This window comes from Bacillus multifaciens, from assembly GCF_030756675.1.
In the GTDB taxonomy this organism is placed as follows: Bacteria; Bacillota; Bacilli; order Bacillales; family Bacillaceae_G; genus Bacillus_A; species Bacillus_A multifaciens.
This window is the reverse complement of record NZ_JAVBXD010000042.1, coordinates 23,547-35,933: the sequence shown is the minus strand read 5'-3', so window position 1 is coordinate 35,933 and position 12,387 is coordinate 23,547. Positions and strand designations below refer to the sequence as shown.

General features: G+C 34.4%; 12 protein-coding genes. 10 read left to right on the top strand and 2 right to left on the bottom strand.

What is annotated here, in order from left to right; genetic code table 11:
- From Q9306_RS20550 to Q9306_RS20520, 7 genes are all read left to right on the top strand, one after another.
- Nucleotides 1-413: hypothetical protein (locus tag Q9306_RS20550; RefSeq protein WP_306201867.1), on the top strand; the 413-nt coding region annotated here is incomplete at its 5' end.
- On the top strand, nucleotides 410-4,795 hold the full coding sequence (locus tag Q9306_RS20545; RefSeq protein ID WP_306201865.1) for a phage tail protein: 4,386 nt from the start codon (nucleotides 410-412) through the stop codon (nucleotides 4,793-4,795). The genes Q9306_RS20550 and Q9306_RS20545, both read left to right, overlap by 4 nt.
- A 109-nt stretch (nucleotides 4,796-4,904) precedes the next feature.
- Nucleotides 4,905-5,369, top strand: a complete 465-nt coding sequence (locus Q9306_RS20540; protein ID WP_306201863.1) for a phage holin family protein — start codon at nucleotides 4,905-4,907, stop codon at nucleotides 5,367-5,369.
- Complete coding sequence (locus tag Q9306_RS20535) at nucleotides 5,369-6,391, top strand: GH25 family lysozyme (RefSeq protein ID WP_306201860.1); 1,023 nt, start codon at nucleotides 5,369-5,371, stop codon at nucleotides 6,389-6,391. Before Q9306_RS20540 ends, Q9306_RS20535 begins: the two co-directional genes overlap by 1 nt.
- Nucleotides 6,392-6,676: 285 nt before the next feature.
- Entirely contained in the window at nucleotides 6,677-6,823 is a 147-nt protein-coding gene (locus Q9306_RS20530; RefSeq protein ID WP_306201858.1) for a hypothetical protein, read from the top strand.
- Between the two features lie 239 nt (nucleotides 6,824-7,062).
- Nucleotides 7,063-7,275 carry a helix-turn-helix domain-containing protein gene (locus Q9306_RS20525; RefSeq protein ID WP_306201856.1) on the top strand — a complete coding sequence of 71 codons (213 nt, stop codon included), beginning with the start codon at nucleotides 7,063-7,065 and terminating at the stop codon, nucleotides 7,273-7,275.
- A 175-nt stretch (nucleotides 7,276-7,450) separates the two neighbouring features.
- Nucleotides 7,451-7,825: a hypothetical protein gene (locus Q9306_RS20520; RefSeq protein WP_306201854.1), complete on the top strand. Its 375-nt coding sequence runs from the start codon at nucleotides 7,451-7,453 to the stop codon at nucleotides 7,823-7,825.
- 15 nt (nucleotides 7,826-7,840) lie between these two features.
- Here the strand turns inward: Q9306_RS20520 and Q9306_RS20515 are convergent, their stop codons facing one another.
- Nucleotides 7,841-9,025 carry a hypothetical protein gene (locus tag Q9306_RS20515; protein WP_306201852.1) on the bottom strand — a complete coding sequence of 395 codons (1,185 nt, stop codon included), beginning with the start codon at nucleotides 9,023-9,025 and terminating at the stop codon, nucleotides 7,841-7,843.
- 134 nt (nucleotides 9,026-9,159) lie between these two features.
- On the opposite strand from Q9306_RS20515, the gene Q9306_RS20510 reads away from it, so the two are divergent.
- Nucleotides 9,160-9,642 carry an ABC transporter substrate-binding protein gene (locus Q9306_RS20510; protein ID WP_306201869.1) on the top strand — a complete coding sequence of 161 codons (483 nt, stop codon included), beginning with the start codon at nucleotides 9,160-9,162 and terminating at the stop codon, nucleotides 9,640-9,642.
- A gap of 27 nt (nucleotides 9,643-9,669) precedes the next feature.
- Here Q9306_RS20510 and Q9306_RS20505 read toward each other — a convergent pair whose 3' ends face one another.
- Nucleotides 9,670-10,260, bottom strand: a complete 591-nt coding sequence (locus Q9306_RS20505) for a TetR/AcrR family transcriptional regulator (protein WP_306201850.1) — start codon at nucleotides 10,258-10,260, stop codon at nucleotides 9,670-9,672.
- Between the two features lie 163 nt (nucleotides 10,261-10,423).
- Between Q9306_RS20505 and Q9306_RS20500 the strand changes: the two genes are divergently transcribed.
- Both Q9306_RS20500 and Q9306_RS20495 read left to right on the top strand, forming a co-directional pair.
- Nucleotides 10,424-11,314 (top strand): ABC transporter ATP-binding protein, encoded by an 891-nt coding sequence (locus Q9306_RS20500; RefSeq protein ID WP_306201848.1) that lies wholly within the window; start codon nucleotides 10,424-10,426, stop codon nucleotides 11,312-11,314.
- Nucleotides 11,311-12,117, top strand: coding sequence for an ABC transporter permease subunit (locus Q9306_RS20495; RefSeq protein WP_306201846.1), 807 nt, complete (start codon nucleotides 11,311-11,313; stop codon nucleotides 12,115-12,117). Before Q9306_RS20500 ends, Q9306_RS20495 begins: the two co-directional genes overlap by 4 nt.
- Nucleotides 12,118-12,387 lie beyond the last annotated feature (270 nt).

Genomic DNA, 12,387 nt, shown 5'->3' with positions numbered 1-12,387 from the left:
ATGCTCCACAGTATCAAAATGTGAGGATTTTAAATCCGGTTGTAAAATCAATGAACGCTGGAATTGTAACTGATTTTGGGTTTGGAGTAAGAATTACAAATCCTGATATTTCTTATTGTCAAGAAGATGGTATTTGGTGTTATTACACGCTGGATTGGAGTTGCATAGGTGGTGTCGCAAAATACAACAACCAACGAGGCTGGCCACGTGCTGATATTCACATTGGCGAAGATGGAGGCAAAAAGACGTTTAGAGCAATATTAGCAAACTGTCAAGCAAGAACAGTAACACTTGTTGGTATTCAAGATAGTATTGTAACAAATGTAATTGTGAATGGCGGCGGGTTTTCTTACGATAAAAATGACCACAATAATAAAATAGACTATCTAGAAGTGGGTTGGGGCACTATATGAAACGAGTAGAAAGACCTAAAATTGAACAATTATCAACGGGCGATCAATTTCATCTAGTTGATATGAAACTTTTTGAGGTAGTAGAGGGTAAGAATGAACCGTCCTCTATTCGCTTCGAAGTTCTAGATACAGCTATGAATAAGCGTGTGTATCAGTATGTAGAAGATAGAAATCTACTTATCTTTGAGGGTCAATACTATATCATTCTAGTGAATCATCTTGATGAATTAGGATTCAAGGATTGTGATGCAATTCAAATAGGTGCTGAATTATCTTTACAAACACAAGAGAAGAAGGTTACTGGTTACTTTTCTATAGAAGAAGGACTTGCACACACATTTGAGGGAAGTAATTTCAAATATATCAATCGTTGTTCTAAAAAAAATCAATTACAGTTTGATAACTTCGGTGGCGAAAGTCGTATGAAAATGATTCGAAAGCTACTGGATCGATTCGATATTGAATGTATATTCGATAACATGACCGTTATCTTTGCGGATAGAATCGGTAAAACAACAGACAAGCTATATAAATTCGGTTATAACGTAAATGCCATTAAGAAAACAACAGATGACAGCAATTGCTCATTCTCTGTTTTACTTTTAGGACATAAACCATCTAAAGAAGAAGGGGACGGTCCACAATTTACGTATTATTATGAATCACCTCTTAAATACAAAATGCCGGAACTCATTCGTTATCGACAAGCTGAGAATATTGAGGATGACAAGATTAAAAATGAAGAAACAGCAAGGAAACGTTGCGAAGAGGCTGTAAATGATATTCCAGTCACTTCTATCACTGTGGACCATAAAGAAGCAAACTTTGATGATTCGAATGAGCCAAAGGTCGGAGATAAAGCGATTCTCCAACATCACAAGTACAACATGGATTTTGATGTGCGTGTCGTAAAACGAACCCGTTATCCATTTGAGCAGACACCAAACGTCTATGAGTTTAGTAATAAACGAGATGAACTTGTGGATAGAACAGAAGAGCAAAAGAAATGGACCGCGGATATTCTTTCTGTCGTAAAAGAATTAGATAAAAAGCTATTAGAGGAATCCAACAAGTATACAGAACGTATCAATGCAGAGACAGAAAAGAAAGTGGAAGAAGTCAAAAAGGAAAGTGAAGCAGCAAAGAAACTTGCTGAATTAGTGGAAGAAAACCAAAAGAACTTTCAAACCACAATCATTGAAAGTAATACGGAACCAACGACTAACCTGGAGCCTGGTAAATCATTGTGGTTGGATATCTCAAAAGGTAGACCGGGTATTTTAAAAAAATGGAACGGTAAAACGTGGGAACCTATTGTTCAAGATGTAGATGCAGTAAAAAAAGAAGCATTAGAACAAGTAAACAAACAAGTAGAAACGGCAAGAACAGAGCTTAATGAAAAGGTAGAAGCGGTTCAAAAAGAAGCGCAAGGAAAATATAACAAGATTGAAGAAACAATTGATGGCGTTACTCGAACTATATCAAATGTACAAAAAGAGCAAGGTGATATTAGCAAGAGAGTCACTACTACAGAACAAACGGCAGAAGGATTTAAACAATCTATTGAATCGTTAAATAAAGAGAATGAAACCATCACCAACAAAATAAATACTGTAGAAGAAACTGTGGAGGGGACAAAAAAGACAATTTCTGATGTGCAGTCTGATACAAATTCACTGAAAAAGACAACAACAGAAATTAAAGAGCAGGCCGGGAAAATCAGCGAAAAGTTAGATAGTGTAGAGAAGAAAACTAATAATCTTAGTGTTGGTACTCGAAATTATGTCCTATTAAGCTCTGATGAAGTTGTACTTACAAATACTGATAATAGTCAAACTAAAAGTAAAAGTTATAATGTTTCCGATTTAGGTAAAACAGATTTTAGAGGGAAGCAAGTTGTTTTAAGCTTTGATGCAGAAACAATGAATTTAGTGCATGGAACAGCTGGTAACAATAGTGTTGGTATAGAATTAAGGGTTGGTTATAAAGACGGGAAAACAAATTGGTTTGAATCGTGTTACGGCAAAGTAGTTCCTGCTGGCACCAATTCGTATCGTAGGTATTTTAAAGTATCACAGGTTATTGAAGATAAAGAAATTGATAATTTAACAGTAACAGCCTTGTTAAGGAGTGCTTCTGGAACTGTTAAATTTAGAAATCTTCAAATTGAGATCGGTACAATTCCGTCATCGCATCAACCAGCTCCAGAAGATGGAGTGTCTAATGAAGATTTTACTAAGAAAACAACCGAGATTGTCAAGAGTGTGGAGGGCATAAAAGAAAGTATAACGAAAGTCGAAAGTAATCAAAATTCTTTTAATCAACGTGTTACTACTGTAGAGAAAAACGCAGAGGGTATCAAACAAAGTGTTGGTAGTATCCAGGAAACACAAACAGCGCAAGGAAAACAAATACAAGAAGCGAAATCTACACTGGAAGCACAAGCAGAAGCGATTAAAGGAAAAGTAACGATTACCGAAGTGGGTAACTATGTTAGCAGCATAGGCATGGATAATTTGATTAGAAACTCATTATTAAAAACAGATTCAAGCCATTGGTCCTTATATCCTAATGTTGTACGTGATACCAATGTTATGTATAACGGATCTTACAGCATTAAAACAGACCAGACTGGATTAACGGCTGACAATTGGCGAGGAGCTATTAGTGAGAAAGTTAAAGCTGCAGCTGGTGAAGATTTTGTTATATCTGGTTGGTTTATGACTGATGATAAAGGCAAAATCGACAAAGGAGTAAGGATAGAAATAGAGTTTTTTAACGCTTCTGGTGCGAGAATATCTACCGCGGGTTTTGATATCCCATTAGAAAACAACATTTGGAAATTCGCATATGGAACAGCAAAAGCACCGATTGGAACAGCACTCGTTGATGCTAGGTTCTATGTAATACGAAACGGTAGACTTTGGGCGTCTAAAATGATGCTACAGCGTGGAATGAAGCCATCTGAGTTTACTGAGAATGCAATGGACATTGTTGGTAGAGATGAATTATTAGGACAGATTGCAGAAAAGGTAGCAACAGCTGATTACAATAAGAAAACAGAGCAAATCGATCGTGAGATTGCAGCTACAAAAGAAGGTATTAGTCTTTCCGCCAAAAAAACAGAAGTGTATACACGAGTAGAAGCTGACGGTAAATATGCTACAGGTGCTTATGTAAAAACAGTTGAGGGGCGTATTGATGTCACTGAAAAAGCAATTACTAACACAGTCCGTAAAGGTAGTGTAATTTCAGAGATTAATCAAACAGCTGAAGCAATAAAAATTGAAGCAAAGCGTATTAATTTAGTTGGTGCTGTTACAGCAGAATCAATCGCTGGTAAATTGCTTGAAGGTATCACTATTAGAGCAAGGGATCCAAACAATAGTAATAATTTCACAGAAATGTCTAATGGTCGAATTTTCACACAAGGTATTGAAAATCCTAATGAGCAAAGCCAATGGGCGAAGAAAATTATTACCGGATTAGAGAGAGGGAGATTTTATAGTAGAGGCTATAAAGAGGATGGAAAAGAAGCGAATTATGTAGAAATTGCAGCATGGGGCGCTTCGTTTGGTACAGGTAATGATGGAGCAACATATGGATCAAACGGATTTACTCTATTAGACCAAGGTCAAGGTAAAGCTGTTGCAGCTAGAGCTTATGATCAATTTCAAGGATGGAAACCCTCACTTCAGTTTTTGAATCCGCAAAGTAATGAAAAAGCAGGGATGACATCAAATAAAATTTATTTTGAGCGAATGGGTAACTATTTCAACGAATGGGTAACTGAAAATAACCGTTCACATTTAAGTTTGTATAGAGGAAGACTCGTTTCTGATGATGGATGGGGAGGATATATACAAGTACAGAGCGGTAATGGTTCAAACCATTCTGGTCTCGTAGCATCAGAATATAAAACTACCTCTCAACGAAAGCTGAAGACATTTATAAAAGACTTACAGTTTGATGCATTACAAGATGTTTTAGATTTAAAAATAAAAGAGTATTATTTCAAAAGTGATGTAGCTACCTTGTATGAAATGCGTGAACAGAAAGAAGCTGGACAAGTACCATACACATTAAAAAACATTCCAAAGCATTATGGTTTTATGGTTGATGATTGTCCGCTTTCATTTACAGATGATGAACGAAAAGGGGTTAATTTATATGCCTCTTTATCAGTTACAATAAGAGGTTTTCAACAGTATGTACAAAGAACAGACGATAGGCTGAATCAAATAGAAAAGGTGATTATTGATGAAAATAACAGCAAACGCAGAAATGTACGCAAAAGTGGTGGAAGAACAGCTAAATGCAGCCACCCAAGAGAAAAACATTTATTTGGCTCGCGTAATCGAACTAGAAGCAGAAAATCATAAATTAAGAGAAGAAAGTGAGAAGTTAAAACCAAAACAAAAATAAATACAACCGTAAGGTACAGGAGCATAGAATATGCTCCTTTTTTATTGCCAAAAAGGAGATGAAGTAATGCATGTAACGAAGGAAACAGCGATTATTGGACCAATTATCGGCTTTTTAGGAGGGGTTATTGATGTCATATATGGTACACAAAACTTTCTCATGATTTTAGCCCTCGGAACTGTAATTGGCTTTGATTGGATTACAGGAACAGAGGCAGCACATAAGGATGGAAGTTATGCAAGTTCATATGGGATTAAAGGGATTAAGCGAACACTTACTATTCTTTACATCCCGTTTATGGGTCATGTTTTAGACTTGGCATTTAGTTTGGATGGAGTAATTACTTTTTTCAATCTATTAGCTGGTGGGTTAATTTGGCACATTTTGAAAAGTGCTATTGCTAATTGCTCACGTGCTGGTTGGGATAAATGGATTTCTCAAAAGATGCTAGAGAAACTTTCTAGTGAGATTGAGGCAAAGACTACTAGATCCGAAACAAGAAAAAAAGAAATTAAGGGAGAGAATGAATAATGACTAAACGTATTATCGATATTTCATATCACAATGGAAATCCAGATTGGGATATATTAGCACCACAATTAGATTTAGCTATTTGCCGCGTACAATACGGTTCAAATAAGAAAGATGTTAAATACAATGAATATGTGGAGGCGTTAGAATCATATGGCATTCCACATGCAGCATATGCTTATGGTTGCTATGTCAGTGTAGCTGATGCCATTGCAGAAGCGAAAGACTTCCTTGCTCGTGTTAATCCTAATGCAAAATTCCTAGTTTTAGATTGTGAGAAAGACACATTAGATGCTTGCGGTGGAGATAATCTAGCAGAAGCATCACAAGCATTCATTGATACACTAAAAGATGCTGGCTGGAAAGTTGGTTTCTATGTATCTCATGAACTGTATCCACTTTACAATTTACAAAGTGTACAAGCTGATTTTCTGTGGATTCCACGATACAGCACATCAAAACCTAAATATGCATGTGATATTTGGCAATATGCAGACGGTGAAACAGGCGGATGGCTCGATGGTATCGGAAAGGTAGATTTGAACTATCTGAACAGAGATAAGTCGCTTGAATGGTTTACAGGAGGTAGCGCTCAATCCTTACAACCACAAGAAGAGGTTTTAGGTTATCTTACAACTACTGCTGATGTAGCAAATATTCGAAAAGAACCTAATGTAAGTTCTCTTGTAATGAGACAAGCAACAAAAGGGCAAGGTCATACTTATTATGAATGGCATTATGATGGTGCTCATTTTTGGTATAAAGTTAATCCTGAAAATTGGATGAGAGATGATGTAGCAAAAATTAATAGAGATGGTAAATCTCAAGGTGTCGTGTGGGTTAATGCAACGGATGTTAACTTACGAAAAGGTGCGAGTACTGGTGATGTTGTCATCAATAAAATTACAAAGCGTTCCGCTTATGATGTTCATTATCGTTTCGAAAACTGGATTTACATCACTGGCGATGGCGTTGAAGGTTGGATGTATTTTGATGAGTCTTATGTGAATTGGTTGAGATAAATACCAAAAAGCCCTGATGAAGTAGAGCATCAGGGCTTTTTGGTATTGTTTGACAAGATGACAGTTTCCTAATCAAACATTAGTTATGACATTACAAATACAAAAGTAGTTAGAAACCTTTCTGTATTATTATATCAATATATAAAGAATATAAATATGTAATTTTGCATAACTTAATCCATTTTTGTATATTATTTTCATTTTATAGAAGGAATTTCAATCATTTGCTTTACGTGAGTAAAGTTATGTGGTATAATAAGAGTATAAAGAAAAGGAGGTGAAAACATGAATTGGTTGATAATCTTAGGTGCTATCGCAACAATCTACTCTCAAACTTCATCGGGTATTAAAAATACGATGGATATCTACTACAAGATAAAAGAAGAGAGAGAAAAGAGTCGCTCCCGACAAGAAGACGACTCTCAAAACTAAGCAATGCAAGGGAGGGAAACCTCCCTTGTACCTAAGATTATAACACATTCATAAATTATTATGAAAAAGACAATATTACAAATCATTCCTGTTGTGCTGGTATTGGTGTTTTTTCTTACACTCATCGATTATAACCATCTAGGAACTATGGATTACGTGTACTTGATTGTATGTGCATTTGCTTTCGTAGCAATTGTTTTTAATGTAATTACAGCCTATATAAAGGAGAAGCATAAGTAATGTATAAGTTTGATACGAAAGATGATTTAATACGATTTATTAACGAAGAAACTGTAAATACAACCGAAGCCGTGAGCATTCTTGGATGTTCACGGCAGTATATACACCAACTGGTTACAGAAAAGAAATTAATCCCTATTAAGGAAATGCCACGCGATCGATTATTCTTTAAAGAAGATATTCTGAAAAGAAAAGAACAAATGAGGAAATGAAAAGCAGCTTAGTTAAGAATTAACGGTATAAAAAAAACGTCCATTTGAGTCTTTCTCAAGTGGACGTTTTTTTTATGGGAACAAATTTTATAAAATTTTTAACCATTATTTTACATGTTATTAACACTTTGTTGTTAAAATTTTACATGGAATAACAATTAAGGAGATGATTTTAGTGGAGTTGACAATAATCGATGAACAAAAGATAACAGCGTATTTAGTACAAGTATCTCAGCAAGATAAAAATTTCTTGTTTCACATTCGGGAAATTGATGACAACATAGATATTAATTTTATTGATGAAAATAATAATTTTTTAACACCTGTTCCGGTTGAACTATTTCTAAGTAAACTTTTGAGTGAGGAAGGAACAGTGGATTTTAGAAGAGTATATAGAAATATGTCGGGATTGGTATTATTAGAACCATTGACACGTGAGGATTCACTTTATGTAAGAGAAATGACAAAAGAAGAGGCTGTTGCATTTAGATACTTAGAAGATACTTTTTCACGAGACTTAATGAATAAAGTAAAAAGCCCTCTCATGTGAGAAGGGCTTTCTACTTTATAAATTATTTGCTTGTGATATAAGTTTGGAGACGTCTTTTACTTCACCTATTTGGAACGCATTAATATGTGCATTGACTGCACGTTTGAATTGTTCTATCTGTTCTGTTGTGCCTGATTCCTCTTCTAAATCATGAACATGTTCAAGAACGAAATTCAAGTCACTATTAATTACTTTTACATCACTTTGATTTAATTTCCCACCGTTCATTGCTTTCCAAGTGCTTATATTATCATTTAATTGATTAAGTATATCTTTTATATATTTTTTTGATTGTGAGGAATCAGTGGAAGAAGCTGTATTATTAGAGGAATTTTTAGCCTTAGCTTCATCCGCTTTTTTCATTTGTTCTTCTTTTTCCTTTTGTACATTTGCAGCTACGATGTCTTTTTCTTTTGTGATGTATTCAGGGACTGACATGTTATTTTTCTTTGCCATTTCCTCAAAACGTTCCATTACAGCTTTATCTTTTGACTCTTTATTATCTGTAGGTTCAAAGGTAGGATATTTAACATTGTACTTTTTGTAGATTTCAATGTTTATTTTTCGGCCATCATCAGTTCTCAGTTCTTTTGCTTCTTTTTCTTTCATTTGAAGTTCTTCAACTTGTTTCATAACTTCTTTATGTTCTTGATCACGTTTTTCTTTGTATTCTTGTTTCGCTTTCTCATTAGAAGATGCAATTTTGTCTTGTTTTTCTTTTTTATCTGCAAACCCACTAATTACAGCAACAGCAATAAATAAATACACAGCACTAGCTACAATCATCTTCCATTTTGTACTTGAGCGGAAGCCTAGAATCTTGTTGTACCATTTGCGTTCTACTTTTTCTATTTTAATAGAAGTATTAGTTTGGATTAATCTCTCAATATCTTTTGTTTGTTGTAGTGGAATAAAATTGAAAGTTTTATGTACACCTTTGAAATTCATGATAGCTTTTACAGCAAATCTGTCAATTGTAACTGTATCGTAATCTTCGAAATAATATGTAGCAATGCTAGAAACATCTTGGGTACCTTTGTTGTACTTAAATAATTGGATGTTATCTTTATCAACAGCAGCGTATCCACTTTCAGTGGAACTAAATTTAGCCGTGACGATGATAGGTGAAGTTGTATATTTTTTAGTTATAGCCTGTTTGGCTAATTGCTCTTCACTTGGCTTTTTTTCTTTTTTACTCATGTTGTTGTGCCTCCCTAAAAACCTATTGTAAATATATACCGTTATTTAGTATAACAAATAAACTGAAATGCTTTAAGGGAGGATTTTCTAATAATAGAAAGAAATTTAAGATATGGTAATTCTTATTTCAATGTATAGGCACGTTCGGTGAAGGATCCGTTTTAGTAAAACAAGCACGTGAAAAAGGGGTTGCAGCACCAATTTTGGGTGGTGACGGTATCGATTCTCCAACAATGGGGGAAGTAGCAAAAGATGGATTAAAAGATACGTATTATACAACAGTAGCAACTGCACCAACAGTAACGGAGAAAGGGAAAGCATTTGTAACAGAATATAAAGAGAAGTTTAAAAAAGATGTGGAAGCATACTCTGCATATGGATATGATTCAGCTGGTGTTATTTTACAAGGAATAAAAGATGCTATTAAGAAAAATGACGGTAAGTATCCAACACGTGAACAAGTACGCGATGCCGTTCGTGCTATAAAAGAATACGATGGCGTTATTACGAAAGTAGCTTTCGACGATAAAGGTGATAACAAATTTGCTAAAGTTTACATTTATAAGTACGAAGGTGCGAAATATCCAGGAACGCAAGAAGGAGAGGTAAGTAAATAATGGGAAAACCCGGCATCTGCCGGGTTTTTAGTTTGGATTAGAAAGTCCATAGAAAAACATCGTGAGGATTTCTTTTGTTTGCTGTTCACGATGTTCACCAACTAAGTGTGCAACGAATTGATCACTCATCTTAGAAAAAGCACCGATATATAACAAAATCATATCTTTTGAAAGATTTGGATTAATTTCTTTTTTCTGCTGTGCTTCTTCAATAAAGCGAAGAAAAAGGGGAAGCGCTTTTTCATTTTGATATGTAAATAGAAAATTACGCAATTCTTCATCTGTTTGCATTGCTTGTGCAATCATTTCAGGATGTAGACGGTGTATACTTTTTAATTTTTGAGTCATAATGCGCTGTATTTTTTCTTGAAAAGATAAGTCGCTCGTTAACAGTTCTTCATAATAATCGACCTCTTGAATTGTAAACTCTTGAATGAGTTCGCGAAATAAAGCATCTTTGCTCCCAAAATGATTATATATTGTAACTTGTGAAACTTTAGCTTGCTTTGCAATATCTTCTATTTTTACATCTTTATACCCATGTTTAGAAAATAACTCTAAGGCAGCGGCTTTAATGGCTTGTTTTTTCTTTTTTTTTACCTTTTCGAAACCGTTCATATTAAATCACCTCTACTCAAATATACAAGATATTAAGAATAGAAACAACAATTTTGAAATATAGGATTTATTTAATTTCAAAAAATATTGATTCCTTTGCAATGGAGGGGTATAATAATTTTGAAATATGATATATTAAATATTTCAAAAAAGGGGTGATTTTATGTTAATTGTTCAAAATGTAACGAAACAATTTTCAAACGGAAAAGGTTTATTCGATGTTTCATTTCAAGTAAAAGAAGGAGAAGTATTTGGTTATTTAGGCCCCAATGGAGCTGGAAAATCAACAACAATTCGCAATTTAATGGGTTTTATACAACCTACTTCTGGAACAGCGACGATTCTTGGACTTGATTGTTGGAAAGACGCAGCAAAAATTCAAAGAAGTGTTGGTTACTTACCAGGAGAGATTTCTTTTATTGAAGGAATGAACGGACTGGAATTTTTACAACTTATGCAAGGGATGCGTGGGATGAAGAATAACGGCCGCGGTGATGAATTAATTGAACGCTTTCAGTTTGATGTGAAAACGCCTATTCGAAAAATGTCTAAAGGAATGAAACAAAAGGTAGGGATTGTAGCAGCCTTTATGCATGATCCTGAGGTGCTCATTTTAGATGAACCGACTTCAGGTTTAGATCCGCTCATGCAGCAGTTATTTGTAGAACTTATTTTGGAAGAAAAACAAAAAGGGAAAACCATTTTTATGTCTTCTCATATTTTTACAGAAATTGAACGGACATGTGACCGAGTGGGGATTATTAAAGAAGGACGTTTATTAACGGTTGAAAATATTCACGATTTACGAGCGAAACAAAGGCAAGTGATTGATGTAACAGTATCTTCGCATGAAGAATTACAGTCATTAAAGAAAACAACGTTACAAATTGAAAGTATACAAGGGCATACAGCTTCTATTATTGTACAAGGAAATTATAATGAGCTTCTTCAAACATTAGCGCAGTACAATGTAATTGGTTTTCAGGTGAGAACAATGGATTTAGAAAATATCTTTATGCATTATTATGATGCGGAAGGAGAAAATCGGTTATGAGTAAAGCGTTATTTGTTGCTAGTTTAAAAGCAAATGCAAAAATGATTTTGAACTATGCTATCGGTTCCGTTCTTTATTTATGGTTACTCATTTGGATCTTTCCATCGATTTCATCTGCAAAGGGAATCGATGAAATCATGAAAGCGATGCCGAAAGGGGTTTTAAAAGCAGTAGGATTTGAAAAAGGGTTTAACCAATTGAGTGATTTTTTGGCTGGAGAATATTATGGGTTAATCTTTGTTTTGCTATTAATGGTATATAGTATTTTAGCATCGACACAACTCGTTGCTCATCTAGTTGATAGAGGGTCGATGGCTTATTTATTATCGACATCTGTTTCACGTACAAAGGTAATTTTGACACAAGCATCTGTCTTAATCATCGGATTATTTACAATCGTTATAGCTACTTATCTTGGCGGTTTAGCTGGGGCAGAATGGCTAATTGAAAAAGTATCTCTTGATAAAGTGCTATTTTTAAAACTCAATTTTCTTGGTGGACTTGTGTTTCTTGTTATTTGTGCCTATTCATTTTTCTTTTCCTGTTTACTTAACGATGAAAAGAAAGCATTGAGCATTTCTACAGGTATAACAGTATTGTTTTATGGATTGGATATGCTCGGAAAATTGAGCGAGAAATTGGAATGGATGAGAAATCTATCTATATTTAACTTGTATCGCCCGCAAGAAATTGTAGATGGAACGTATAACATATGGCCGGCAAGCATTGGTTTACTTACAGCAGCTTGTATTCTCTTTATAATGGCTGTTATGTTATTTAAGAGAAGAGATCTACCTTTATAAAGATGTTATATAAACATTGTAAAAAATACAAACAACCTTATTTCGCTATTCAACCGAGATAAGGTTGTTTTTTTGTTGTAATAACGGTGTTTAGAATAATAATACTTGTTTTTGAAACAGTTTATGTAAAGTAATCTATACAAGTAGAAAAACTGATATAAATTTAAGGGAAGAGAATAGATGACGATGTATTTCAACAATTTATCTGTTGAAAAAAACAAAGTGAATAAATTTATTTAATGCAAGAAAGAATAAAAAGGTTGCTGTTGT

Excerpts from the sequence above, each read along its gene's own strand:
- Q9306_RS20535 (WP_306201860.1), top strand. The coding sequence starts at position 5,369 with ATGACTAAACGTATTATCGATATTTCATATCACAATGGAAATCCAGAT.
- Q9306_RS20505 (WP_306201850.1), bottom strand. The coding sequence starts at position 10,260 with ATGAACGGTTTCGAAAAGGTAAAAAAAAAGAAAAAACAAGCCATTAAA.
- Q9306_RS20525 (WP_306201856.1), top strand. The coding sequence starts at position 7,063 with ATGTATAAGTTTGATACGAAAGATGATTTAATACGATTTATTAACGAA.
- Q9306_RS20530 (WP_306201858.1), top strand. The coding sequence starts at position 6,677 with ATGAATTGGTTGATAATCTTAGGTGCTATCGCAACAATCTACTCTCAA.
- Q9306_RS20545 (WP_306201865.1), top strand. The coding sequence starts at position 410 with ATGAAACGAGTAGAAAGACCTAAAATTGAACAATTATCAACGGGCGAT.
- Q9306_RS20540 (WP_306201863.1), top strand. The coding sequence starts at position 4,905 with ATGCATGTAACGAAGGAAACAGCGATTATTGGACCAATTATCGGCTTT.
- Q9306_RS20515 (WP_306201852.1), bottom strand. The coding sequence starts at position 9,025 with ATGAGTAAAAAAGAAAAAAAGCCAAGTGAAGAGCAATTAGCCAAACAG.
- Q9306_RS20500 (WP_306201848.1), top strand. The coding sequence starts at position 10,424 with ATGTTAATTGTTCAAAATGTAACGAAACAATTTTCAAACGGAAAAGGT.
- Q9306_RS20495 (WP_306201846.1), top strand. The coding sequence starts at position 11,311 with ATGAGTAAAGCGTTATTTGTTGCTAGTTTAAAAGCAAATGCAAAAATG.